General features: G+C 43.4%; 18 protein-coding genes and 5 pseudogenes. 9 read left to right on the top strand and 14 right to left on the bottom strand.

Annotated features, from left to right (window positions below):
• Positions 1 to 82 precede the first annotated feature (82 nt).
• The 4 genes and pseudogenes from N4T56_RS20330 to N4T56_RS20315 all read left to right on the top strand — a co-directional run bounded on the left by N4T56_RS20330 (position 83) and on the right by N4T56_RS20315 (position 3,886).
• Positions 83 to 1,686: pseudogene (locus N4T56_RS20330) on the top strand (alpha/beta hydrolase).
• Between the two features lie 2 nt (positions 1,687 to 1,688).
• Positions 1,689 to 2,424 (top strand): annotated as a pseudogene (locus N4T56_RS20325) (ABC transporter ATP-binding protein).
• Entirely contained in the window at positions 2,424 to 3,557 is a 1,134-nt protein-coding gene (locus N4T56_RS20320; RefSeq protein WP_261734459.1) for an ABC transporter permease, read from the top strand. Before N4T56_RS20325 ends, N4T56_RS20320 begins: the two are co-directional and overlap by 1 nt.
• A 104-nt stretch (positions 3,558 to 3,661) precedes the next feature.
• Complete coding sequence (locus N4T56_RS20315; protein ID WP_261734458.1) at positions 3,662 to 3,886, top strand: hypothetical protein; 225 nt, start codon at positions 3,662 to 3,664, stop codon at positions 3,884 to 3,886.
• A 338-nt stretch (positions 3,887 to 4,224) separates the two neighbouring features.
• Here N4T56_RS20315 and mog read toward each other — a convergent pair.
• A pseudogene (gene mog, locus N4T56_RS20310) lies at positions 4,225 to 4,760 on the bottom strand (molybdopterin adenylyltransferase).
• 201 nt (positions 4,761 to 4,961) lie between these two features.
• On the opposite strand from mog, the gene N4T56_RS20305 reads away from it, so the two are divergent.
• Positions 4,962 to 5,453, top strand: a complete 492-nt coding sequence (locus N4T56_RS20305) for a prepilin-type N-terminal cleavage/methylation domain-containing protein (RefSeq protein ID WP_261734457.1) — start codon at positions 4,962 to 4,964, stop codon at positions 5,451 to 5,453.
• 153 nt (positions 5,454 to 5,606) lie between these two features.
• Here the strand turns inward: N4T56_RS20305 and N4T56_RS20300 are convergent, their stop codons facing one another.
• On the bottom strand, positions 5,607 to 6,227 hold the full coding sequence (locus tag N4T56_RS20300; RefSeq protein ID WP_261734456.1) for a TetR/AcrR family transcriptional regulator: 621 nt from the start codon (positions 6,225 to 6,227) through the stop codon (positions 5,607 to 5,609).
• Positions 6,228 to 6,639: 412 nt separating this feature from the next.
• Between N4T56_RS20300 and N4T56_RS20295 the strand changes: the two genes are divergently transcribed.
• Together N4T56_RS20295 and N4T56_RS20290 are read left to right on the top strand one after the other, a co-directional pair.
• Entirely contained in the window at positions 6,640 to 7,878 is a 1,239-nt protein-coding gene (locus tag N4T56_RS20295; protein WP_261734455.1) for an efflux RND transporter periplasmic adaptor subunit, read from the top strand.
• A 10-nt stretch (positions 7,879 to 7,888) separates the two neighbouring features.
• Complete coding sequence (locus N4T56_RS20290; protein WP_261734454.1) at positions 7,889 to 11,023, top strand: efflux RND transporter permease subunit; 3,135 nt, start codon at positions 7,889 to 7,891, stop codon at positions 11,021 to 11,023.
• Positions 11,024 to 11,110: 87 nt separating this feature from the next.
• Here the strand turns inward: N4T56_RS20290 and N4T56_RS20285 are convergent.
• The 5 genes and pseudogenes from N4T56_RS20285 to N4T56_RS20265 form a co-directional block, all read right to left on the bottom strand.
• A pseudogene (locus tag N4T56_RS20285) lies at positions 11,111 to 11,634 on the bottom strand (NlpC/P60 family protein).
• A gap of 129 nt (positions 11,635 to 11,763) precedes the next feature.
• Positions 11,764 to 12,348 (bottom strand): TetR/AcrR family transcriptional regulator, encoded by a 585-nt coding sequence (locus N4T56_RS20280; protein ID WP_261734453.1) that lies wholly within the window; start codon positions 12,346 to 12,348, stop codon positions 11,764 to 11,766.
• Between the two features lie 271 nt (positions 12,349 to 12,619).
• On the bottom strand, positions 12,620 to 12,889 hold the full coding sequence (locus N4T56_RS20275; protein WP_188738978.1) for a hypothetical protein: 270 nt from the start codon (positions 12,887 to 12,889) through the stop codon (positions 12,620 to 12,622).
• Between the two features lie 79 nt (positions 12,890 to 12,968).
• Positions 12,969 to 13,526, bottom strand: coding sequence for a BON domain-containing protein (locus tag N4T56_RS20270; RefSeq protein WP_261734452.1), 558 nt, complete (start codon positions 13,524 to 13,526; stop codon positions 12,969 to 12,971).
• A 172-nt stretch (positions 13,527 to 13,698) separates the two neighbouring features.
• Positions 13,699 to 14,193: a glutamyl-tRNA reductase gene (locus N4T56_RS20265; protein ID WP_261734451.1), complete on the bottom strand. Its 495-nt coding sequence runs from the start codon at positions 14,191 to 14,193 to the stop codon at positions 13,699 to 13,701.
• A 259-nt stretch (positions 14,194 to 14,452) separates the two neighbouring features.
• Here N4T56_RS20265 and N4T56_RS20260 point away from each other — a divergent pair, with 259 nt between their 5' ends.
• Together N4T56_RS20260 and N4T56_RS20255 are read left to right on the top strand one after the other, a co-directional pair.
• Complete coding sequence (locus N4T56_RS20260; RefSeq protein ID WP_261734450.1) at positions 14,453 to 15,814, top strand: sigma-54 interaction domain-containing protein; 1,362 nt, start codon at positions 14,453 to 14,455, stop codon at positions 15,812 to 15,814.
• 762 nt (positions 15,815 to 16,576) lie between these two features.
• Positions 16,577 to 17,752: a hypothetical protein gene (locus N4T56_RS20255; RefSeq protein WP_261734449.1), complete on the top strand. Its 1,176-nt coding sequence runs from the start codon at positions 16,577 to 16,579 to the stop codon at positions 17,750 to 17,752.
• A gap of 554 nt (positions 17,753 to 18,306) precedes the next feature.
• On the opposite strand, the gene N4T56_RS20250 is transcribed toward N4T56_RS20255, so the two are convergent.
• The 7 genes and pseudogenes from N4T56_RS20250 to N4T56_RS20220 form a co-directional block, all read right to left on the bottom strand.
• The gene (locus N4T56_RS20250) at positions 18,307 to 19,950 is read right to left on the bottom strand and encodes a diacylglycerol kinase family protein (protein WP_261734448.1); all 1,644 of its coding nucleotides are present in this window, start codon (positions 19,948 to 19,950) and stop codon (positions 18,307 to 18,309) included.
• Positions 19,951 to 20,018: 68 nt separating this feature from the next.
• Positions 20,019 to 20,213: a hypothetical protein gene (locus N4T56_RS20245; protein WP_188923183.1), complete on the bottom strand. Its 195-nt coding sequence runs from the start codon at positions 20,211 to 20,213 to the stop codon at positions 20,019 to 20,021.
• Positions 20,214 to 20,275: 62 nt separating this feature from the next.
• Positions 20,276 to 20,449 carry a DUF1328 domain-containing protein gene (locus tag N4T56_RS20240; protein ID WP_223419036.1) on the bottom strand — a complete coding sequence of 58 codons (174 nt, stop codon included), beginning with the start codon at positions 20,447 to 20,449 and terminating at the stop codon, positions 20,276 to 20,278.
• Between the two features lie 331 nt (positions 20,450 to 20,780).
• Entirely contained in the window at positions 20,781 to 21,992 is a 1,212-nt protein-coding gene (arsJ, locus tag N4T56_RS20235; protein ID WP_261734447.1) for an organoarsenical effux MFS transporter ArsJ, read from the bottom strand.
• Positions 21,993 to 21,998: 6 nt separating this feature from the next.
• Positions 21,999 to 23,009, bottom strand: a complete 1,011-nt coding sequence (locus N4T56_RS20230) for an ArsJ-associated glyceraldehyde-3-phosphate dehydrogenase (protein ID WP_261734446.1) — start codon at positions 23,007 to 23,009, stop codon at positions 21,999 to 22,001.
• Positions 23,010 to 23,106: 97 nt separating this feature from the next.
• Complete coding sequence (locus N4T56_RS20225; RefSeq protein ID WP_261734445.1) at positions 23,107 to 23,613, bottom strand: phosphatase domain-containing putative toxin; 507 nt, start codon at positions 23,611 to 23,613, stop codon at positions 23,107 to 23,109.
• Between the two features lie 55 nt (positions 23,614 to 23,668).
• Positions 23,669 to 24,491, bottom strand: a pseudogene (locus tag N4T56_RS20220) (metalloregulator ArsR/SmtB family transcription factor).
• Positions 24,492 to 24,559 lie beyond the last annotated feature (68 nt).

The following is a 24,559-nucleotide window of genomic DNA, read 5'->3' as shown; positions in this document are numbered from 1 at the left end:
ACTGTATTAATACATTGATACACTCATACACTAGGTGTTAAGGTATCATAATCGTCATGAAATGCAAAAAGGAAACGTTCCGATGATCAACAGGAAGTTTGTCAACACAACCTCAATATCGCGATTACGCGCTTTAGGTTTATGCCAATCGGCAACTCGTGCTAGCCGCTGGGTCGCTGTTGCTGCCGCGATATTAGTGGCTAATTACAGCAGTGCAGAACCCACAGACACACCAGTGGCTGCACCAGCTAAAACAGCAACGTGTTATTTAGATGGCTTAGATGAGCAGTTTCAGTGCGGCAAAATCAGCGTACCTGAAAACCCAAAGCAACCTGACGGTAAGCAAATCGACATTCACTTTGCGATTTTACCTGCAATTAAAAACACCCACCCAGATGAGGCATTACTCGCCATTGCCGGTACCCAGGGCAATCGGCTATCGAAAATGCCGCAGGATTTGATCGCATGTTGACCAAAGTTCGTCAACAACGCGATATTTTACTTATCGACCAGCGTGGCACAGGCCAATCCAATATTTTGAGTTGCGACGACGGTGACTTAAATGCGCTCAACATCAATGAAGACAACCTCGACATGCTGGCGATAACCGAAGAATGTTTAGCGGGGATTGATGCCGACGTGACTCAATACGGCAGTAATACTGCATTAAAAGACTTTGAAGCAGTACGTGAGTTTTTAGGTTATACCAAGCTGCATCTCTACGGGATCTCTTATGGAACACGTATGGCTCAGCTGTATATGCGCCATTATCCTGAAGCATTAGCCACAGTCACCTTAGACGGTGTGGTGCCAATGCAACAAAGCGTGGTCGCCATTGGTAGTTCAATTGAGCGAGGTTTAAACGTATTGTGGCGCGACTGTAAGAGCACCCCAGAATGTCAGCAGCAGTTTCCTGATTTAGCCGACGAGTATAATAAAGTCAACCAACAACTTGCAGACACACCGATTAGTCAAAAAGTGCGCGACCCACAAACTGACGTGCCGAGTGACTTTTTACTCACGCGCAGTAAGTTCACCGGGGCTATCCGCATGGCAATGTATATGCCTAATATCCGTGCGCTTATTCCCCATGCAATACACCAAGCAGCGCAAGGCAATTACCAGCCCATTTTAGGGATTTACGCTTTAACCGCCGACAGTACAGGGATAGCAATGGGCATGCACGCATCGGTTGTGTGTGGAGAAGATATTCACCGTATTACCGAACAAATGCGTAAAGATGCTAAAGACTCTTACATCAGCGGCAGCATGTTAGACGGGTTAGAAAAAACCTGTCAGGCATGGCCTGCAAAGCAAGAAGATGACAGCTTTAGTAACCCGATCGACAGCGACATTCCGACTTTATTATTGTCAGGCGAACTCGACCCAGCAACACCACCAAACTGGGGCGCTTTGGCACAAGAAAAACTCACCAAGTCGAAGCATTTTATCGCGCCTTACGCGACTCATGGTGTGGCCTATCAAAGTTGTGGCAATGACTTAGTCGCTCAGCTCGTTGAACAAGGCTCAATAAAAGAGATTGATGGCCAATGCTTACAAAAAGATGTGCGCCGCAGCTTTTACCTTAATGCCAACACAGTAGAAGCATTACCGATTGCCAGCACCGACACAGATATTAAAACCGACACAACAGCGCCAGCAAACACAGCTGCTGATAAGGAATAGTCATGATTACTGTTGCAAACTTAACCAAAAAAATTGGCGATGTGCAGGCGTTAGACGATTTAAGTTTTAGCGCCGAAAATGGCCAAATCACTGGTTTACTTGAAGCCAAATGGCGCCGGTAAGACCACCTGTTTACGCACCTTGTTTGGTTTACTCAAACCAGACTCAGGCATCGCAACTGTTGACAAAATTGACGTCGCTGTTGACCCAATAGGCGCAAAAAAACAATTAGGATTATTCCCCGATCCATTTGGCTTGTACGAACGCCTTACGCCACGTGAATACATTAGTTTCTTTGCCGAGCTAAGCGGTATGTCGCGCAAACAAGCCAAAGAAGCCACCGCCAATGTCATAGCCCAATTAAAGCTAGAAGACATTAGCGACCGTCGTTGCAAAGGCTTCTCACAAGGCCAACGGATGAAAACCGCATTGGCGCAAGCCATAGTGCATCAGCCAAGCAACATCATTTTAGATGAGCCCACCCGCGGACTTGATGTGATGAGCACCCGCTTACTGCGCGACATTTTATTACAACTAAAAGCACAAGGGCATTGTGTGTTGTTTTCAAGCCACGTAATGCAAGAAGTTGCCGCTTTATGTGACCGCGTAATTGTAATGGCAAACGGCAAAGTGGTCGCCATTGGCAGCCCTGACGAACTGTGTCAGCAAACGGGCAAAGACTCACTAGAAGATGCATTTATCGAACTTATCGGTACTGACGAAGGGATTGCAGCATAATGAAAATGATACTCGCAATGGTGCGCAAAGAGCTTATCGATGCCGCACGAGACAAACGCTCAGTGATGGCAGGTTTATATTACGCCATCGGTACGCCACTGATCATGTGTGGCCTATTTATGGTGTTAATTGGCCAACTATCTAGCCCAGAAGATCTTAACATCAACATTAAAAATGCCAATAACGCACCAGATTTAGTGCGCTACCTCAGCAATAACGGCATTAATCACGCAGACGATGAACAGGCGAATAAAATCACCTTAACCATTAGTGACGATTATGCCGCCAACATGGCGAAAGCTAAGCCTGCAGAAGTGTTATTAGTTGCCGATAACTCAGATGAAAAGATCCAAAAGTCTATCCGCCGTCTTGAGTTGCAGTTACAGGCTTACAGTGCAGAAATGGGCAGCTTACGCTTAATTGCCCGCGGGATTAACCCAAGCATTACCCAGCCAATCAAAATCAATGTTGAAGACAAGGCCACCGCAGATTCAAAAGGCGGAATGATTTTGGGTATCGCCATTTTCACCATGATGTATTCGGTGTTTATTTCAGGCATGAACCTAGCAATCGACACCAGTGCCGGCGAACGTGAACGTAACTCACTGGCCTTGCTACTTAGCCACCCAATGAGCACCCGCCAATTGGTGTTGGGCAAAATTATCGCCGTGACCTGCTTTGCGATGCTGGGATTAATCTTAATCTTGCTAGTGTCTAAGGTGGCGTATCCTTTTGTGCCTTGGCAACAAATTGGCTTTACCGTCAACATCAGCCATGACTTTATGGGGTTAATGTTGTTAATCGGTATTCCTGTAGCGTTAATGGCAGCAACATTACAATTGTATGTGTCGTTTATGGCCAAAACATTTAAAGAAGCTCAGTCATACTTAACCATGGTGTTATTTGTGCCGCTGGCACTGTCAATGGCAGCCAGCTACAACATTGCCCCAGACGTATTGCAGTGGTTACCGGTATCTGGACAGCAACAAGCATTAATGGACTTTATTAAAGGTCGCGAAATTCCAATGATGCAGTTAGTCGTGTCATCAGTGGCCACCTTAATCATTGCAGTAGCCCTTGCGGCCGGGTTAGAAAAGTCATTAAAAAGTGAAAAAGTGGTCTTTGGATTATAAGTGTTGTAACAACAACTGATACAACCAGCTAAGTGTCATCCAGCCTTAGCCAACTAACCGTTAAGGCTGGACATCATGCAAAGTTAGGCAATTAAGGAGTGATTATGAACGAAGATATGGCGATTATCGCACTGGTATTTATCATCATTGTCGGTACCACAGCATCAGAAATGTTTAAACAGTATTTAAAGCATAAGCAAAAAGCAGAAGTCGATGGTCTGGCTGACATGAAAGCACAAAACCAGGCACTGATTGAGCGCATACAAGTGCTGGAAAGATTGGTAACCGACAACGACTTTGAGCTCAAGCAACAGTTTAAAAACTTGTAATGTTGCTAATCGGTCGCTCATACCAACCTTTGCCAGCAAGCATATCCAGACATAAAAATGCCGTCATATTTGACGGCATTCTTTTGAAATAAAGCTGTGGTTATTAAAATAACCTCAGCTCTGGATAACAAACGCCTTTCAAGCAGTCCTTTGCCTTCCTCACTGCGTTGAATTAACTTGCAATAGGCTAGCTATTGACGCGGTAATTCGCCTTGTTAGCAAAACAAATTACAAGCTTGACAGTGGATTTTAGTCAATCTATTGATTTATATCGTTATCAATACATCTCTTATCCAGAGTTGAGGTTAAAATAATGTCTCTGCAATATCAGCTAGCTTTTACTTCGCTTTAGGTCTAAACGGCTTAATTACCGCTTCATCACACTCTAAAAATGGTAGCATCCATTAAGTCGATGCAATACGGAATGGCTGGGAACACTGCATCTAAACATTCGCGGATAGACTTAGGTTTGCCCGGTAAGTTCACAATTAACGAATCAGCCCGTAGTCCCGCAGTTTGGCGCGACAAAATTGCCGTTGGCACAAATTTTAATGACTCTGCGCGCATTAATTCACCAAAGCCAGGCATCATTCTATCGCACACGGCTTCAGTTGCTTCTGGAGTCACATCGCGTTTAGCTGGTACCAGTGCCGCCTGTAGTAACAATTAAGCAGCAATCTTGGTTGTCGGCCAAATCAATCAGGGTTGCTTCAATCACGTCTTGCTCATCTGGGATCACCTTATACACAGGCTCCCACTCAGAGGTTAAATACTCATTTAATACATCAATAATGGCTTTGCCAGACAAGTCTTCATATACGCCAGCGCTGGCACGGTCGCTTACTGTCACGATGCCGATTTTAGCTTTGCTCATGGTAATCTTTCCCTAATTGTGGGGGTGATTAACCTCGGTTCGCGGTGAGGTTAAATCAGTAATGCTGTTATAGCTTGCTAATCTACCAAAAAACATCGACATCACAAAGTCACTCACCGATAAATGCAAACTGACTCAAACAATGACACTGGCAAAAGTATTAATTATACTAATCGCAGCTATTAGAACATTGGATTTACTATGCAAAAACAACAACGTGGTTTTACCCTCATTGAATTAGTGGTAGTGATTATTATTTTAGGGATTTTAGCGGTAGTCGCCGCGCCGAAGTTTATAAACTTAAAAAGTGATGCGGTCATTGCCAATTTAAATGGCTTACAAGGTGCATTAAAGTCGGCTAACACTCTGGTGTATTCAAAAGCCGTATTGGCTGGTCAGGAAAAACTCGAGCCTGGTTCGGTGACATTGAATGGTAGTGCTGTGAGTACAACTGTAGGATACATAACTTCTTCACCAGCCAATCTGCCATTAGCGTTAGAAGGATCATTTGAGACAATGACTGATGCAACGAGTGAGTTTAGTGCTGACTGGGGTTTGTATGATATTCCAAATAGCGGCACATTCATTTTCCCTCAGGGGTACAACATAAGCAGTAGTTGCCACTTACAATACAATGTTGACTCGGCAGAAACCGAACCTGCCTTTTACAGCCTAACCACCAGCGGCTGTTAATGTCCCCGCAACATTGATACTGCCAGCCATGGCTCGTGCAGTATCAGTATCAGTATCAGTTCCAATGCTTATGTTGAGTTTACAACCCTGCTTACGTTAAGGCTTATAGGCGTTTAAAGCTTTAGACGTTTAAAGCTGAAAACTTATAAAACATTAACGCTTAACGCAAACCGTTAAAATACCTTCAGCAGCCATGGCAGCAACCTGTTGCAACTCATCAACACTTGCACCTTCAGACGCCTGTACCGACATTCCTTGAAGCAAAATACTAATGAATCGAGCTAACACTTCAGGCTGGCAATTCGCATTGAGTTCACCTTGAACTTTGGCTTGTTCTAATCGTGCGATTAACTTTTGTTTATTACTCGCTTTACGCTCTAAAACAGCTTGCTTAATAGACTCACTCGCTTCAGTGCAAGAAAGGGTGCTGTTGATTAATGCACAACCTTGCGGATGGCTACAATCAGTAAACTTGGCTGCAGCACCAAATAATAAGCCGCGGAAAACATCAGCGATGTGTGCATGTTTAAAAGCGGTATTAAATAAAGCATCTGGACGGTTTTCATAAAGCTCAATGGCTTTTAAAAATAACTGTTCTTTATTGCCAAAGGCAGCATAAAGGCTGGGTTTTTTAATGCCCATCGCCTCGGTTAGCTCGTTTAAAGAAGTTCCTTCATAACCATTACGCCAAAACACATTAAGCGCTTGCTCTAACGCCAAGTCGATATCGAACCCACGTGGGCGACCAACACAAGCGGCTTTTGATGTTGTCATAAACAGTACCTCTTACATTAACGAACCTATATTTATCATAATCTTAAACAGAATTTTTTATGATCAATAACCCGCATATTTTAACATAGAATTAACCCCAATAAAGTTAATAACATACAGGCTAGTCACTACTTAGACTACCCTTCAAGCATTAATAAACGCTATTTCATTGCAATTAATCACGCTATTCCACTGTATTCTTGGCTTAACAATCAGCTAATTGAACGCCTGGTCAAAATAATTTGATACCCATCGGTACAAAACGCATTGACAAGGGTATTTTAATCTATATATTACCGTTCGGTACAGAACAATTTATACCAACCGGTACAAAACCTAGCCACAGACAAAAAAGTAACGCAACCAATAGCCTGTTAAATGACATAAACGCTATTGATTAGAGGACAGCAACATGACTATGTTTAAATCAATTCAATCTACTTTGTTAGTCAGCCTAATGGCAGTACTGCTAGTGGCTTGTGGGCAACAACCTGCAGCACAACAAGCTGGTGCTGCACCTGCCGCCCCTGAAGTGAATGTTGCTAACGTATTGCACGAGCGCATTACCGAATGGGATCAATTTACCGGACGCCTACAAGCTCCAGAAGAAGTCACCCTGGTACCGCGCGTTTCGGGTTACATTGAGTCGGTAAACTTTACAGAAGGTGCACTCGTAAACAAAGGCGATGTGCTGTTTACCATTGACGCCAAAGTCTTTACTGCAGAAGTGGAGCGTCTTCAAGCTGAACTCACCAGTGCAAACTCGGCACATGAACTGGCTAAAAACGACTTTGACCGTGCCAATAAATTGTTTAATCAACAAGCAGTATCAGAAGAGTTAATTGACACTCGCCGTAGCACAATGCACCAAACCGCAGCGGCAGTGGCCTCAGTAAAAGCGGCATTAACCAGCGCAAAATTAAACCTTGAATACGCTCAGGTTACCGCGCCCATTTCTGGCCGCGTGTCTTACGCCAACGAAACCGCAGGTAACTATGTAACAGCGGGACAAACCCAGCTCACCAGCTTGGTTTCAACGGCAAATATGCATGCCTACTTTGATATCGACGAGCAAACGTACCTTAAATATGCTTCGCTATCGGGCGAAAATAAGCGCCAGGATCCACGCTCAGGTAACAACACAGTATTAATGGCTCTCGCCAATGAAACCGAGTTTACTCATCAAGGTGTGATCGATTTTGTTGATAACACAGTCAATCAGCAAACAGGTACTATCCGGGTACGCGCTACATTTTCTAACCCTGACAATCTATTAATACCAGGCCTATTTGCTCGTGTCAGCATTGCTGGTAGTGCTTCATATCAAGGCATTTTAATTGATGACAAAGCCATTTTTACTGACCTAAACAACAAGTATGTATTAATAGTAAACGAGCAAAACACCCTTGAATATCGCGGCGTAACTTTAGGCGAGAAAATTCAAGGTTTACGCATTATTACTGCAGGTTTACAGCCAGACGACAAAATTGTGGTTAACAGTCTGCAAAAAGTACGTCCTAGTGTAACCATTACCCCTAAATTGACCGATATGGCTGATAGCAGCCAAATAGAAGCGCTGCACCAAGCACAATTGCTATTTGATAATCAGCCACTCACAGCACAAATTATTGATGATGCTAGTCAAGGCTAAGGAATACACAATGTTGTCTCAATTTTTCATTAAAAGACCGATTTTTGCTGCGGTTTTGTCGTTATTATTTTTTATTTGTGGCGCTATAGCAGTTTGGCAATTACCGATCACTGAATACCCTGAAGTTGTGCCGCCAACAATTGTTGTTACTGCTAACTACCCTGGCGCCAATCCGAAAGTCATTGCCGAAACGGTTGCATCACCGCTGGAACAAGAAATTAACGGCGTTGAAAACATGCTTTACATGTCATCTCAAGCCACCTCCGATGGCCGCATGACATTAACCATTACCTTTGCCATTGGTACCGATGTTGATTTAGCCCAAACCCAGGTACAAAGCCGTGTTGAACGCGCAAAACCGCGCTTACCAGAAGAAGTACAACGCTTGGGGATTGTGACCGAGAAATCGTCTCCAGACTTAACCATGGTGGTGCATTTAACCTCACCAGATAAGCGTTATGACATGTTGTATTTGTCCAACTACGCGGTGTTAAAAGTCAAAGATGAACTTGCGCGAATTAATGGTGTGGGTGCTGTGCGCGTATTTGGCGCGGGTGACTACAGCATGCGAGTGTGGTTAGACCCCAATAAATTGGCAACACTTGGAATGTCTCCTAATAATGTCGTTGCAGCCATTCGCGAGCAAAACCAACAAGCGGCAGCAGGCAGTTTAGGTGCTCAACCTAGTGGCACTAGTGACTTTCAATTACTGATCAATATTAAAGGTCGTTTAACTGAAGTTGAAGAATTTGAACAAATAATCATTAACGTGGGCGAGCAGGGACAAATTACCCGTTTAAAAGATGTCGCCCGCATTGAATTAGGCGCTGCAAGTTACGCATTACGTTCTATGTTAGACAATAAAGACGCTGCAGCACTACCAGTGTTCCAAGCATCAGGTTCGAATGCGATTCAAATTTCTGATGATGTACGAGCCAAAATGAAAGAGCTATCAGCATCTTTCCCTGAAGGCCTAACCTACGACATCGTATATGACCCAACGGTATTCGTACGCGGCTCGATTGAAGCTGTAGTTAAAACCTTACTAGAAGCCATTTTACTGGTGGTATTGGTTGTGGTGCTGTTTTTACAAACCTGGCGCGCCTCAATTATTCCATTAGTGGCAGTACCTGTATCACTTGTGGGTACTTTTGCCTTTATGCACTTAATGGGCTTTTCGCTTAATGCTTTATCACTGTTTGGTTTAGTGCTTGCCATCGGTATTGTGGTCGATGACGCCATCGTTGTAGTCGAAAACGTTGAGCGTAATATCGAAGAAGGCTTATCACCTTTAGCGGCAACACAAAAAGCCATGAAAGAAGTGACCGGTCCGATTATCGCTACCACACTGGTGCTAGCCGCGGTATTTATTCCAACGGCATTTATGTCAGGTTTAACAGGCCAATTTTATAAACAATTTGCCTTAACCATTACCATATCTACTTTTATTTCGGCAATAAACTCACTAACCTTAAGCCCTGCATTATCGGCATTATTGCTTAAAAGCCATGACGATAAACAAGACTTCCTTACCCGCGGCATGGATAAAATGCTTGGCGGTTGGTTATTTACTCCTTTTAACCGTTTCTTTGCGCGCTTATCAGACGGTTATGGTTGGGTAGTAAAAAAAGTCATTCGTTTTGGTGTAGTTGCCGGCGTGCTGTATATCGGCTTAGTTGGCTTAACGGGCTTACAGTTTGCCAGCACGCCAACGGGTTACGTACCTGGGCAAGACAAGCAGTACTTAATTGCCTTTGCACAATTACCCGACGCGGCATCGCTTGATCGCACCGAAGCCATCGTGAAACAAATGGCAGGGATTGCGCTAGAGCAACCGGGAGTTGCACATGCAGTGGCGTTTCCAGGCTTAAGCATTAACGGCTTTACTAACAGCACTAACAGCGCAATTTTGTTTACCCCACTAGATGACTTTGCCGACCGTAAAGATCCATCGTTATCAGCAGGGGCTATTGCTGCGGCATTAAACCAAAAATTTGCCGCCATTGATGGTGCATTTATTGCCATATTTCCACCACCACCAGTACGCGGTTTAGGGACTATTGGTGGCTTTAAATTACAGATTCAAGATAGAGCAAACTATGGCTATGAAGAATTGTATAAAGTCACTATGCAAGTGGTACAAAAAGCCAGAGCAACACCTGAGTTGGCGGGGATTTTCTCTGGGTATCAAGTCAATGTACCGCAACTTGAAGTTGACATCGACCGTACTAAAGCTAAACAGCAATCGGTGTCATTGGACGAACTATTTTCGACATTAGAGGGCTATTTAGGTTCTGTGTACGCTAACGACTTCAATCAGTTTGGTCGTACTTATCAAGTAAAAGTGCAAGCAGATGAGCAGTTTAGACAAACACCAGAACAAATATCTCAATTAAAAGTTCGTAACATCCAAGGTGAAATGGTGCCTATAGGCTCATTTATAAACATTGCTAATGTTGCGGGATCAGACCGTGTTATGCACTATAACGGCTTCACAACAGCAGAGATAAATGGCGGTGCTGCGCCAGGCTTTAGCAGTGGTGAAGCGCAAGCTGCAATTGAGAAAATTTTGGCTGAAACCTTGCCTAATGGAATGAGCTACGAGTGGACTGATATTACTTATCAACAGATTTTGGCGGGTAATGCAGGTGCATATATTTTCCCACTGATCATTTTATTAGTGTTTATGGTGTTGGCTGCTCAGTATGAAAGCTTAAGCTTACCATTAGCGATTATCTTAATTATTCCGATGACCTTATTGTCAGCATTAAGCGGGGTATTACTTTTCGGTGGCGACAACAACATCTTTACTCAAATTGGGCTGATCGTTCTTGTAGGGCTGGCCACCAAGAACGCTATCTTGATTGTTGAGTTTGCTAAAGAACTGCAGGATGAAGGTCTATCACCATTAGAGGCCATTCTTGAAGCGGGTAGATTACGTTTACGCCCTATTCTAATGACTTCTATCGCCTTTATTATGGGTGTAGTGCCTATGGTGTTCTCGAGTGGATCGGGGTCAGAAATGCGTCAAGCCATTGGTGTAGCAGTGTTTGCCGGTATGATTGGTGTGACCATATTTGGTCTACTGCTCACGCCGCTGTTTTACTACGCATTAGCAAAACGCGCAAAAACAGTAGCAGCATAATCGTTAGCTAAGCCATTAAGCTGACAAGCAAAAAAGGTAAACCTTGCGGTTTACCTTTTTTATATCTATCTAAAATGCAGCTCACGATTAATCTTGATACTGGGCGTAATCAACTAAACTCGCTAACGACATATTTTGTTGTTCAGTTGGGTGCTTTAAGCGCTTGGCAAACCAATAACGAGGCTTCCAATAAACATTATTTAAGCTAGATATTTTCACACCTTTTTTGGTAGAAGCATGTAAAAAGTTGTCCTGCCCCATGTAAATGCCCACATGGCGAGTTGTTCTACCGGTTTTAAAAAAACTAAATCACCAATGATTAATTGATTTCGTGGGACATCTTTACCTAAAGTTCGTTGAGCATTAACCGTGCGCGGTAGTTTGTCGCCCACAATATCAAGATAGGCCAAGTATACAAAACCAGAACAATCAATACCGTTACGGCTTAAGCCGCCTAACCGGTAAGGCGTGCCTTTCCATTGGTCATGAAAACTGAGTAAGCTTGACTCGCTCCACTTAGGCGGTTGCGGCTTAAGCATAGGTGGCACCACCACAGGCTTAGGGGCGACAACCACTGGCGGGTTAGACGCACACGCAGACAGCAACACCATTAATACAACACTATATAATCCTTTAGCCAATTCGACCCACTCCAAGACCCGAAAAAAATCACCGAAATATAAAGACCTTTAAATAACAAAATACGTCATAAACCACTGAGTAATGATATCAAGCTTAATCTAACGAGTAATCAGTTGCATACATTGCACTATGGCGCGTTTTGCTGCAGTTTTATCTGCTTTAATTTGACAGCGTAGCATAGTCCCTTGCCAATTTGACCAAAAAACGTTCGATAATACACTGGCATTCATGTCTGTTTTAATAAATCCTTGCTGCTGACCTTGTTCAATAAGCGCGTTAAACAGATTCAACCACTGGTCAAACAGTTGATTAAGTGTTTGATGTAACAAGGTCATTTTCGGATTCACTTCAACCATTAAGTTGCCCATTAAGCACCCACGGGGTTGACTGTCACTAAACAAAAAATCGATCAGTTGATGATAACCGCTCAATACCGCTGTGATATTGGCTTTAAAATTAGCATTAGGATCCATGGCTATCGGGGCGATACGGTGGTCAAAATAATATTGCGCGACTTCAGCGGCAAAGGCTTCTTTACTGGCAAAGTAGTGATAAAACGAGCCTTTAGGAATGCCCACTTCATCCAAAATAAGTTTAATCCCCACGGCGCTGTATCCATGTAAAGCAAATAGCTTTTCACCGACGGCGCAAATTGACTGTTTACTGGTGGTATTTTTGTTCATAAGCTCTCCATTTTGCTCGCTACAATAAACAAAAATAGACCAGTCGTCTATTTGTTTCCGGTTTACCGATAACATGGGAGCTCGATGCAGATAAAAAGCACTAAAAGGCAAAGACATTAGTGAGGTTAGCGTAAAGGGAGTTGACCTAAAAAGGAGCTAAATAACCTGAATTCAGATTAAGTAAAAAGTCGGCCAATGAGTTGTGGCTCAACATTTCACAACAGTAATTAGCAACACAGCAAGTAACAGAGAGTGAGCCGCGGGAGAATAATTAGTGGGTGTTTTGCTTAATAGACTCATCGAGCAGTTGTTGGGTGTCTGCACGCTGCTGGCGACGTTCATCATCGATGTGTTGATTAACCAATTGCTCACATTGTTTTTGCTGGTCATATTGGCTTAAAGGATCGGTCGCTTTATCTGTTTGTGCCTGGCATAACACGCTACTGCATCCGCTTAACAACACACTCATTGCCACAACTAGGCCGGGTAAATATCTCGATGATAGCGCCAAATAACCACGGCTTATTTTGTCATCATGCATATCATTGCTCCCCCATTAAAAGTGACCCCATTAAAAAACCAGCCCGCAGGCTGGTTAATAGTACGCTAATCAATCACGATTACCCAGTAATGCGTAATTCATCGACAACCTTTTTAACGTCGTCGGTATTTTTAGCAATAGTTAAGGCTAAATCGCGTTCAGCGTCACTTGATACTGTACCTTCTAAAGTGACTACGCCGTTTTCAACGTCAACATCAATTTCGGTACCCGAAATGTCAGTTGAAAATAATAAGCGGGTTTTCACCACAGTAGCCACTTTTGAGTCAGTTAAAGTTTCGGCTAACGTTTCGCTGTCATGGTCTTTATCATGATGTTGTTTCATCACGGTTAATTCGTTATTAACCTCGTTGACGCCATCAACACTTTTGACTAATTCTGCAGCCAGTGCCTTATCAACACTGCTGTTTACTTTACCGGTTAAGGTTACGTTGCCGTCTGTTACGTCGGTATTAATATCAAAAGAGTTAAGGTTAGTGTTTAACAATAACGTGGTTTCAGCTTTACCATCAATCCATGCATCTTTTGCATCATCCTGCCAATCTTGAGCTGCGTTTGCAGTGAATGCCATTGAACCAAGAACAATGCTTGTTAATACTGATAATGTCGTCTTTTTCATAAAGATATTCTCCATTGTTAATGTTAATCCTGTATTACACCTTAGATAATGCGCGAACTGTGCCAAGTTTATTAAGCTGCTGTTTTAAAATGATTTATCATTAATATTTGTGAAAACCTTTCAATAATAGTGACTTAATTTCGGACTTTTTTACCGACTTGATGTAAAAATTTCATGGCGATTGGCTCGACTCGTTAAGTGGTAAGTTTTTCATGCTGTCACAACTGATTTGCAGCCAAGCAATACCCTCTGCTAATTGCCTAGTAACACGTTGGCTATTCGCGCGCTTAGCGGCAAGCTTGAGGCGGCTTAACACATATTGCTCAGCGGTAATCAGCACCTTAATCGCTTTTGTCATGCGGTTTTGCGCGATGGCTTTTTCAGCCTCAGCATAATAGGGGCTCAGTGGCGGTGTTAAATGGTCAATACTGTCGATTACTTGCGGGTAGCGCGGTTCTACTTGCTTAAAAAGCGCCGTTAAACGGCTTAACATGCCTTTTCTTACCTCTGCCATATGACTAAATATGCGCTTAATATTGTAATCAATGACCCCTTTAGTGGCTTGTGCATAAAATTGCTGCCCCGCCTGGCATAAATCAATCGCTTCATTTAATAACCATAAGTCGCTGCCATCGTGAGTGACACTATGTGATTGCTTTATAATCAAGGCTCTATCTCCTTATCATCGACTAACTGAGTTCGTTAGCCCGCTTGATGACTTGCTAATGAATGTAATATTGAGTCATTATGATGACTTGCATAATTCATACACATTGACAAAGTTTAATTAAACTGTTGATTTTAAATTGTTATGCTAGCAATACGTTCTCGGGACAAACGCCGAATAGGAAAAAATTACCGCCTTTAATTGTCAAATCTACATCACCGATTACAGTGGTTATTAATAGACAGGGAGTAACATCGGCATGGGTCGTCCAGTACTTTTTTATCATTTGCGCCAGCCGCAAACTCAAACGCAGCTGTTACAACTTTCAGCCAGCCAGCATTTTAATAAGATTGCGAGCAGCGTCGACCAACCCTGGTTAGCTCAGCTTGAAGACAATGCTGTCGATGTCGCCATTATTGAGCTCGCCAACTTAAGCCAACAAGACTATTTAGACATCGCCAACAGTGCGTTAATGTCTGATATCGAATTTATCTTTTTAAGCGAAGGCAAACCTAACCCAAATCTCGATAAGCTTATGGCAACTGGCGCGGGGTATCATTTCCGTCAGCCCTACGACATGACATTGATTGACGACACCTTAGAAGACTTTGCCCAGGATTTAGTCTCGCAATCAACCAAAAAGCAGCAACCCTTTTCGAGCGAGCTAGACCAATACGGTTTGCTTGTGGGTTCATCGCGCGCTATGCATAAACTGTATCGCACCACTCGTAAGGTGGCAGTAACCGAAAGCAATGTGCTTATTATTGGTGAAAGCGGAGCCGGTAAAGAGTTGGTAGCAAATACGATTCATTTAGCCAGCAGCCGAGTTAACGAGCCTTTTATTGCCATTAACTGCGGCGCATTAAGCCCAGAGTTAGTCGACAGCGAGTTATTTGGCCATGTAAAAGGTGCGTTTACAGGGGCAAATCGAGATCACTCAGGGGTATTTGAACAAGCTGAAGGTGGCACGCTATTTTTAGATGAAGTCACCGAAATGCCACTCGAGCATCAAGTGAAGTTGTTGCGGGTGCTTGAAAATAACGAATATCGACAAGTGGGCAGCCAAAAGGTCAAAAAGGCCAATGTACGCATCGTGGCCGCCACCAACCGCGACCCCGCCAAGGCTATTGAGCAAGGACAATTTCGCGAGGACTTATACTTTCGCTTAGCCCACTTTCCAATTCGCGTACCGCCATTACGTGACAGAGGCGACGACATAAGCGGCTTAGCTCAGCACTTTTTGGCCTATCGTAACTCGGCAGAAAAGCTCAGCAAAACCTTTAGCAACGATGCCTTAGCGCTTATTCAACAGCAAAAATGGCCAGGTAATGTACGAGAGTTAAAGCATGCCATCGAACGCGCTTATATTCTCGCCGACGATATTATTGATGTCAGCCACATCAATATTAACCCGCTAGAACCATCGAGCGAATCAGCTGAAGACGATGTCCAAATCCCCGCAGGTATGCGTTTAGATGAACTTGAGAAAGTGGCCATTTATCAAGCACTAGATCAAACCGATGGCAATAAAAATGACACAGCTAAACAACTCGGCATTAGTGTCAAAACCTTGTACAATAAACTGAGTAAATACGAAGATCAAACCAGCTCAGAAGATTAATTAAACCCGTCATCCCGGCAGTGCTTTTGAGCCGGGATCCAGTTTGTCTTTCTTCGATTTTTATGGCCTGCGGCCACTAACGTCGTGGCGCTTCGCCCACACCAGACCAAGAGGAAACCAACGGCTGTTCCCTCTTTACTCTTTATTAAAGAATTGGCCTAGCCGCCACATCAAAATTATCATTCTTGTTACCAAACGATAGCTGCGAAATTTCGCGACGTGGTTGAATCCAGCTTTTAACTTCGTCTGAGTGTTCTTCGGCCAACTCTTTATGGTAAAGAATGAAAATGCTAACGCTTCAGATGGAGCTTCCCCTCCAAAGCTAGTTCGCTCTGATAGGCAGGATGCCTAAATACCTTGAAGCACATGGTCAATGATGTTCCCGACATCATAATGACATTTCCAATATCCTTATCGGTCAGATGTGCTAGAAAGGCCATGGCTAGCTCAAGTATTCTTTTATAAAGAGTCTTCAACGGCCTCAAATTCAGAGTTGAATTTTGGCTGTTGCAAGCAATATACGTAACGCATTTCTGGACAGAAAAGTTTTAGAAAGCCAGTGTTTCAAATTACTTTTTATAAAAGTTTATCCTGACCCCACTAAATTGCCAAAACGAGTTTCAAGCTTCTCTGGCTTGACCAAGTTTTTGTAATGAAGCAAATTGGAAGTACTCGAAATGAATGTCTCTGCCTCCTTTGATTTTAAAGCTGAGGTATCTTATTTAAATCCTTTTTTTAGTCGAATGGAGCTTCGCTGCGAAAATGAAAACTTTAATACCAGTAATAGTCATCATACTCACTGGAGCATTTATGCTGTTCAACCATTTTGAGCATCAATCTCATCCAGTAGAGAACAAGGTTAATATAACCGAAATTACTACCCAACATCATGCCGAACAACCTAGAAAAAGTTTAACAAAGCATGCCATAAAGGAAACCAAAGACGCAGCCAAAAAGAGAACTGAATATAAGCAGCTATCAGAATCGGAAGTTAAAGGTTTACTGGCGGAGTGCGGTATCGATGCTGATGTATTGAATGGTAGTCAAGAGGATCATCCTAAACCAATGGTAGACGGGTTAGTAGAATCTAGTCTGACTGAAGAGCAACTTGTTTACGCATTATTTTCAAACCCAACAGATGGTTCCAAGTTAGAAACCTTGAATCAATTTAGCCTGAGCAATCCTGATGCACCATTACCTCTGATAGCGCTTGTAACTGAATGCGCAAGTGATATAGAGAATCAAATATGTAGTGCCGAGTTGATTGATCGCGCGGCTCTGACCATTAGAAATGATGGTTCTTTTTGGTTAGCTGCAACGGCCTATTTCGCTGCTAGAAATGATGATGTTCGAGTATATGACGCTATTAACAAATTAGATGAAAGTGCTTATTTTACTAACAATTATGCAAAACGTATCAAGCTTTTTATGCAAGTAGCAGAGAACAATCAATTCGGTCAATTTGGCACCAATTTAGTCAGCGCCATTGGTATTGAAGCTGCGAATACTTCTCCATACTCGCCAATAGCTACGTGGTGCAAGAATGAGATGAATGACTATAAAAAGTCCAACGCCTGCCTTACACTTGGGCGGAACTTGATAACAAGGCCTAGCACCCTTATGAATCAGATGTTCGGCTTTGGAATACAAAAAGGTGTTCATGATGATGAAAATAACGTAAAAGCCGCGCTTGAACTGCAACAACAGAGCGAAGAGATGATGCAGGATTCTGTTCATCGCAGCCCCCCTTATACACAACTATTCTTGCTTACCAATGAAAAGCTAGCCAAAGGTTGGTTAAGTAACATGGAAACACTCGGCGAATTTGAGGCCAGTAAGCGACTCAATGCAGATATCGAAAAACTGGTACAGAGTGACCGATTTGAGCCTTGCCGAGTGTTATTTGACCTGCCTGTTTCAGAAAGAAAAGAGCAATAACTAGGATGTTATGTACCAAGCCACGGAAGTAGGTCATGATATGTGGGGCTCAGTATAAACTTTATGTTATCGCCATACATTTACTAATTCCACTACTTACCTTTAGACCCTTTGCACTAACTGATATCTGTCCAAAAACGAGTTGGTCTTAGCTTTCAAACGCCCAAATTCAACTCTGAACTTGAGGCCGTTGAAGAAAATGACGTGAGTTGGCCATGGACGGCCAGCTAGCTTTAGAGGGGAAGGGTCGTTCCTTGGCATCCATGCCACCACGACATTCGTGAATCCTTCACATCAGACTCCCATCTGAAGCGTTAGCATTTTCGAATAAGGCTGAAACAGGCTAAAAACGCGGCTCAAAGCTGGATAATTTTCCGTCGCAATTTTTTCGCTGCTGTTGTTTGGTTAAAAAGCGAAAATGTTGCCGGAACGGCAGGGGTGATCCAAGAGGGGATTACTGTTGATCCCCTTTTAGCTCGTGCAGGGTGGAACCTTGCGATCTTGATTCAAACGGAGTTTGAACATTGGTGTGGCCGTAGGCCATAAAATGAAAATTACCTCTGTGGAATCATCACAGACAACGACTTGGGTTTCACCTCAATACGCATATCTTCAGCTTCAAACAGCTCACCATCAATCACGTACTGACACTGAGCATCCGTTGTTAAATAGACTTTTTTGGCCTGCTGATGATGAATCGCACTATTCTCAGCTTGTTGATCACGACGATCCGTTAAGCCTGCAAACAATAACTCGGTCATGCTAAGTAATTGCTGCGGAGAAGTGTCACTCGCCTCAATCCAGGTGATGTCTAACAAACCATCATTAATTATCGGTTCACCATTACCTTGGGCTAACACACTGGTAAATGGCGCGGCATTGGCAACCACTAAACTGGTGGTATCGACAGTGTGGGTTTCACCATCATCAAATTGCATGCGGATTGATAACGACTGATTTTCATCAATGGCTTCCCACAACCCCGTTAAATACGCTAACTGACTCATGTCATTTTTGGTTTCGCGGTCGGCTTTTTGGATCATTTTATGCTCAAACCCTAAGCCCACCAGCAACAACATAATGCTGTCGTTACACACTGCGGTATCAATGCGTTGATGATGTCCTTGAATTAAAATATCTAACGCCTGCGACACGGGTATCAATTTACTGTTAACCCCAAATAAGGTGTGGCTTAATGCATTGGTGGTGCCCATAGGGATAATGCCTAAATAAATATCGCTGTCGACTAACACCGAGGCGACCTCGTTAACTGTGCCGTCGCCGCCGCAAGCAATGATGATATCGGCACCTTGCGCTTTAGCTTGTTCGGCCAATTGCACTGCCGATTTATCTTTGGCGGTGTACAACACCTTAAGCTGAAAATAACGCGATAGGGTTTGTTTAATATGATCAGCTTCGTTGTGCCACTTACCACCGCCCGATACCGGATTAACAATTAACCAGGCTTGCTTATGGATATTAATTTGCTGTTGTTGATGCATTTTTTCAACGCCAGCTAACTGCCATTTATTTAACCTAGCAGTTTGGCGAATATCGTTGATACTTTTAAGCACATCGCTAAACTGACGGTTTTTATCGCGGCACACTAAATACGCGGCCAACATAAGCACTGAGCGGCCTCGACCTAAGGCACAATGCACTACCACATTGTTGCCTTTACGCACCTGATTATGTAACCAGTTTACTGCTTGATTTACTTGGGCAATCGTTGGCACGTTATGGTCTAACACCGGAATATTTAAATACTCGATATTCTCATCGACTAAGGTCCATTCAAGTGCATCAAACTCAGCGGTAACATCTAAGATAGCACCTATTTTTTCACGTTTTAGTTGCTCAACATCGCTTGGAAACAAGCGACACGCTAAATACAGTTGCTTGTCTATTTGTTGGATAGCAGGCACTTTGTCGTGCTTTCGAGCCCATGAGTTGTACGCCTGACTGCCCATTAAAAAAGGCACAAAACTCCAGCTGATATACCAAGGAATGCTGCCGTCTTGGCTTTTACGAAAAATCCCTGCGCTATTAAACCAATAGGCAGAACTGACTAAAGCTAATGACAATGCCACCCAGCCAAACACCACTTGCAGCACTACATAAGGCAATGCGATGCATAGGCACAATGCGATAAAAGTACCAAGGGTGTAATAATATTTAATGTGGATTTGGGTCGGCATAATCTGTCCTCCTGAAGTAAAATAATAAAAGCGGCACTCATGCCTAATGCATGAGTGCCGTGATATTATTAACAGTCAGGATCTTCGGCTTTCATGCCTTCTTTTACATCTTCACAAGCATCTTCAACCGCATTACCCGCATCTTGCATCATCTCATCGACCTTCTCACCTGCATTTTCGGCTTTATTATCTGAACATGCTGATAAGCCCGCTGTAAGTAGTACCATTAAACTTGCCATTGTGATTAATTTTAATAATTTCATAATTCATCTCCTGATGATGGTAAATATTTTGACCGTGTTATTAATTAGGTTGGCTATGTAGGTTATCGAGGCGACTTACCACGCAGTGCATTCGATACGAGTGAAATCAGCAACAACACCACAAAAATAAAGAAAATAACTTTAGCGATCCCCGCTGCTGCACCCGCAATACCGCTAAAACCTAATAAACCTGCAATAACGGCTATCACTAAAAACATTAATGTCCAGCCCAACATATAAACCTCCTTGGTGTACGGTTTGTCTTTAATGTACTGAATATAAATAGACGATATTCGTACATGGTATATTTCTCTTTGTTGGTATATTTACTAAAGCCAGCATCGTGCCAACTTCGAAAACAAACCATAAGACATTAATTAATAACGACTTAATCGTTGTGCATGTAATAAGTACAATCTGCGGCGTACCACTAAGTGGGAAATTTTTACCGACAACTCGGTAAGAGTTTCATGCTCAAGCTAATAAGCAATAAACAGATATAAAAAAGGGCTGCCAACAATGGCAACCCTATTTTTTTATGACGTTGATTTATGATTTAGCGCATGTTTATCTTGGTAATTTAACGGATATCACCGCCGCTAACGTCACAAATGCACTTGAGATCCATAAACATGCCTCAAGGCCATATTGCTGATATACCCAACCCGAAAGCACAGTACCAATTAAGCGCCCCATGGCATTGGCCATGTAGTAAAAGCCGACATCAAGTGACACACCATCATGACCGGCATAACTGACAATAAGGTAACTGTGTAGCGATGAGTTAATCGCAAACACTGCACCAAACAACAATAAACCGGCGATTAATGACTGCTGGATATAAAAGTCAAAATGCAGTGCTAATGCAATGGCGGCTGGGATAACTAATAAATACCCTGCCCACATAAAGGCGGCTTGCCCGCTAGGGACTTTGCCTTGTTTTTTACCGGTAAAATACGGTGCAAAAGATTGCACAATACCGTAACCAATGACCCAGCTAGCCATAAAGCCGCCAACCCACCAATGGTCCCATTGAAATGTAACCGCTAAAAATACCGGCAGTGCCACCACAAACCACACGTCGCGGGCACCAAACAAAAACATCCGCGCCGCCGACAACATATTAATCGCCGGGCTTTTTGAAAACATATCAGTAAATTTAGGCTTGTTTTTGGCTTTGCCTAAATCGGCTTTTAAGCTGAATAAACTCATCACCCACACAACCGCTAACATAGCCGCCATGAGTATCACCGCGCCGCGAAACTCAACTAGTGTCAGTAATAAGCCGCCTAAAAAGAAGCCAAGCCCTTTTAAGGCATTTTTTGACCCCGTAAGAATCGCGACCCACTGATACAACTTACCCTGAGCATCACTTGGCACCAGCATTTTAATCGCGCTTTTGGCACTCATTTTATTGAGATCTTTGGCGATACCAGACAAGGCCTGCGCCGCCATCACATACACAACAGTGAGCATGTCGGCTGGCACGGTTAACATGGCAAGGGCGACAATTTGCAGCCCTAAACCAATGTTCATGGTGTTATTTAACCCTAGCCTTGCACCTAACCAGCCGCCAACGAGGTTGGTCACCACACCAAAGATTTCATAAAACAAAAACAACATGGCAATGTTAAGCGGGCTGTAACCAAGCTGATGAAAGTACAACACCACCAGCATCCGCAATGCGCCGTCGGTTAAGGTAAACGCCCAATAATTACCGGTAATGATCAGGTATTGTTTAATTTGTGGCGGCAATGCGCTCAGTGATAACAGCCCCATGCTGGGTTATTCCTTATCTGCTAGGCCGACTTTGCGGGCAAGCTCAGCGGTGCGGTTAGCGTATCCCCACTCATTGTCGTACCACACGTATAGCTTCACTTGGGTGTCGTTAACCACCATGGTCGACAAAGCATCAATAATGCTTGAGCGCGGATCTGTTTTATAATCCACTGATACAAGCGGGCGTTCTTCATAGCCCATAATGCCTTTTAGCTCAGTATCTGCGGCTTGTTTAAGCAGCTGATTCACTTCTTCTACTGTGGTGCCGCGCGCCACTTCAAATACGCAGTCGGTAATTGAAGCATTGGCTAACGGTACACGTATCGCATGGCCATTAAGCTTGCCCTTAAGCTCAGGGAAAATATGGGTAATGGCGGTAGCTGAACCCGTTGTGGTGGGGATTAAGCTAATGCCACAGGCACGTGCACGGCGTAAGTCTTTGTGCGGTGCATCTAAAATGGTTTGAGTGTTAGTGATGTCGTGGATTGTGGTCATCGAACCATGTTTAATGCCGATTTTTTCGTGGATTACTTTTACCACTGGCGCTAAACAGTTAGTGGTACAAGACGCCGCCGTGACTATCGGGTGGATCGCTTTATCATAGAGATCATCGTTCACGCCCATTACAATATTGAGCACGCCATCTTCTTTAACCGGTGCGGTGACCACTACGCGTTTAACGCCTTGATCTAAATAAGCTTGCAGTAACGCTTTGGTTTTAATTTTACCCGACGCTTCAATCACCACATCGCACTTTGACCAATCAGTATCTTGAGTGGCTTTGTTTTGAGTACATGGAATGGCTTTGCCGTTAATCACAATCGCATCGCCTTGATGTGTCGCCTCGTGATGCCAACGACCATGCACAGAGTCAAAGGTCATTAAGTGGGCTAACGTTGCGGCGTCGCCAGCGGGATCGTTAATGTGCACAATTTCCACGTCGTCCCAATCATACGCGGCGCGCATTGATAAACGTCCCATACGGCCAAAACCGTTAATACCTATTTTAATCGTCATAATATTGTCCTACATTGTGTTATTTGGCTTATTAATCAGTAGCCTTTAAGTAATCGTCTTTAATCAACAATCTCTTATCAGCAATCTCTTAAAAAAATCAAAGAGTAAACCCATCAAAATATTCGCGCTGTACTGGGTGCGCTAATGCTTTTGGCCTTAGTGCTTGCACAGCACTAACGACTTTGTCTTTTGGCCAACCTAAACTGGCTAAAATAAGTCCAATTACTAGCCCTGTGCGCCCTGAGCCGCCTTTGCAATGCACGGCGATGGTGCCCTGGTTGTGCATCAAATCTAAGATTTGCGCTTTATTGGCTATCCAGCTTGCTTCAAATTCAGTGCCCGGTGCGGCGTCATCTAAGATAGGCAATTGCACCCATGTAATGCCTTGCTTGGCACATTGTGCGGCTAAATCGCTGGCATTATTACGAGCCATTTCTTCGTCAAACATCAGGGTAAGTAGCATTTGAGTACCAGCCGCTTTTAACGTAGTAAGCGACTCAGCCAATGCTTGCTCTTTGGTGCCAGGGCAAGGGGTAAAAATTAATTTAGCGCCATTCTCATTGAATGGGTCTAATGGCAAAATATCAAATGGATGTGGCGACATTATTAACTCCAAAAATCGTTTAAAACTGATATTAATATTTAAAAACCTGCAAAACCTAACGGCAAAAACTGGCTTTATTAGGGCGGTTTTCCATAGCGTCTAAACGCTCAAGATACGGCGAAATTAAGGCAATATTATTTTCAGTGGTTTGCGCAATCACCAACTTGACTGCACAAAGCCAAGCTAGGGTTAATGCGATAAAACACCCACTGACCATGCTTTCGGTCGCTAAGAATGTTGGCTTTTTTTAGTAAGGCTAAGTTGCGCGACACTTTAGGCTGGCTATCTTCATCCAGCGCTTGCATTAACTCACACACACACAGCTCACCATGATAGTGGGTCAACATTAAGGTTTTTAGACGGATATCGTCGGTTAAGCATTTATAAAATGCGATGGGATCAACATCGACCTGCCCTTCATCAGTAAATTGCAACGCTTCTGTTGGCGCTTCAATTTTTGCCGTTGCTGATACTTTATTTTCCACCAGCAAAAACATAGACAAGCGATTGTTTAGCTCAGTTAAGGTACTAGAAAAAGGATGGTTTCCCTTGCGTGTTTTAGGATCAGGAAAATCCCAAGCAAGTTGTTTACCTGCGCCGGGAAAGCTGCGGCATTCGGTATTGGCTTTATCGCAAAGCGTAATCACGTAGTCGAAGTCTTTTCCGTCAAAGCTCTGCACGCCTTTAGAGACTAGCTCGCTGGCATCGACACCAAACTTTTGTATCGCCTCAATCGCCCTAGCGTCGATGTCCTCTGGCTGAGTACCCGCACTGAATACATCAAATTGATCACCGGCTTTGCTTCTTAATAACGCTTCGGCCATTTGTGAACGGGCAGAGTTACCAGTACACAAAAACAATACACTTTTCTTTTTCATAAATAATAAGCTCAGCTGATTTCTTAAAAATATTTTATATGTATTTTTTCATATATACAATCTCATAT

It is taken from the genome of Shewanella phaeophyticola (assembly GCF_025398315.1).
Lineage (GTDB): Bacteria > Pseudomonadota > Gammaproteobacteria > Enterobacterales > Shewanellaceae > Shewanella > Shewanella phaeophyticola.
Note: the sequence above shows the minus strand (reverse complement) of the source record. Positions and strands in the feature narration are given on the sequence as shown.

Coding starts and splice junctions, on each gene's coding strand:
- N4T56_RS20290 (WP_261734454.1), top strand. CDS start 7,889: ATGTTGTCTCAATTTTTCATTAAAAGACCGATTTTTGCTGCGGTTTTG.
- N4T56_RS20270 (WP_261734452.1), bottom strand. CDS start 13,526: ATGAAAAAGACGACATTATCAGTATTAACAAGCATTGTTCTTGGTTCA.
- N4T56_RS20295 (WP_261734455.1), top strand. CDS start 6,640: ATGACTATGTTTAAATCAATTCAATCTACTTTGTTAGTCAGCCTAATG.
- N4T56_RS20225 (WP_261734445.1), bottom strand. CDS start 23,613: ATGTCGCCACATCCATTTGATATTTTGCCATTAGACCCATTCAATGAG.
- N4T56_RS20275 (WP_188738978.1), bottom strand. CDS start 12,889: ATGCATGATGACAAAATAAGCCGTGGTTATTTGGCGCTATCATCGAGA.
- N4T56_RS20250 (WP_261734448.1), bottom strand. CDS start 19,950: ATGCCGACCCAAATCCACATTAAATATTATTACACCCTTGGTACTTTT.
- arsJ (WP_261734447.1), bottom strand. CDS start 21,992: ATGGGGCTGTTATCACTGAGCGCATTGCCGCCACAAATTAAACAATAC.
- N4T56_RS20260 (WP_261734450.1), top strand. CDS start 14,453: ATGGGTCGTCCAGTACTTTTTTATCATTTGCGCCAGCCGCAAACTCAA.
- N4T56_RS20255 (WP_261734449.1), top strand. CDS start 16,577: ATGAAAACTTTAATACCAGTAATAGTCATCATACTCACTGGAGCATTT.
- N4T56_RS20230 (WP_261734446.1), bottom strand. CDS start 23,009: ATGACGATTAAAATAGGTATTAACGGTTTTGGCCGTATGGGACGTTTA.
- N4T56_RS20240 (WP_223419036.1), bottom strand. CDS start 20,449: ATGTTGGGCTGGACATTAATGTTTTTAGTGATAGCCGTTATTGCAGGT.
- N4T56_RS20280 (WP_261734453.1), bottom strand. CDS start 12,348: ATGAACAAAAATACCACCAGTAAACAGTCAATTTGCGCCGTCGGTGAA.
- N4T56_RS20305 (WP_261734457.1), top strand. CDS start 4,962: ATGCAAAAACAACAACGTGGTTTTACCCTCATTGAATTAGTGGTAGTG.
- N4T56_RS20320 (WP_261734459.1), top strand. CDS start 2,424: ATGAAAATGATACTCGCAATGGTGCGCAAAGAGCTTATCGATGCCGCA.
- N4T56_RS20315 (WP_261734458.1), top strand. CDS start 3,662: ATGAACGAAGATATGGCGATTATCGCACTGGTATTTATCATCATTGTC.
- N4T56_RS20245 (WP_188923183.1), bottom strand. CDS start 20,213: ATGAAATTATTAAAATTAATCACAATGGCAAGTTTAATGGTACTACTT.
- N4T56_RS20300 (WP_261734456.1), bottom strand. CDS start 6,227: ATGACAACATCAAAAGCCGCTTGTGTTGGTCGCCCACGTGGGTTCGAT.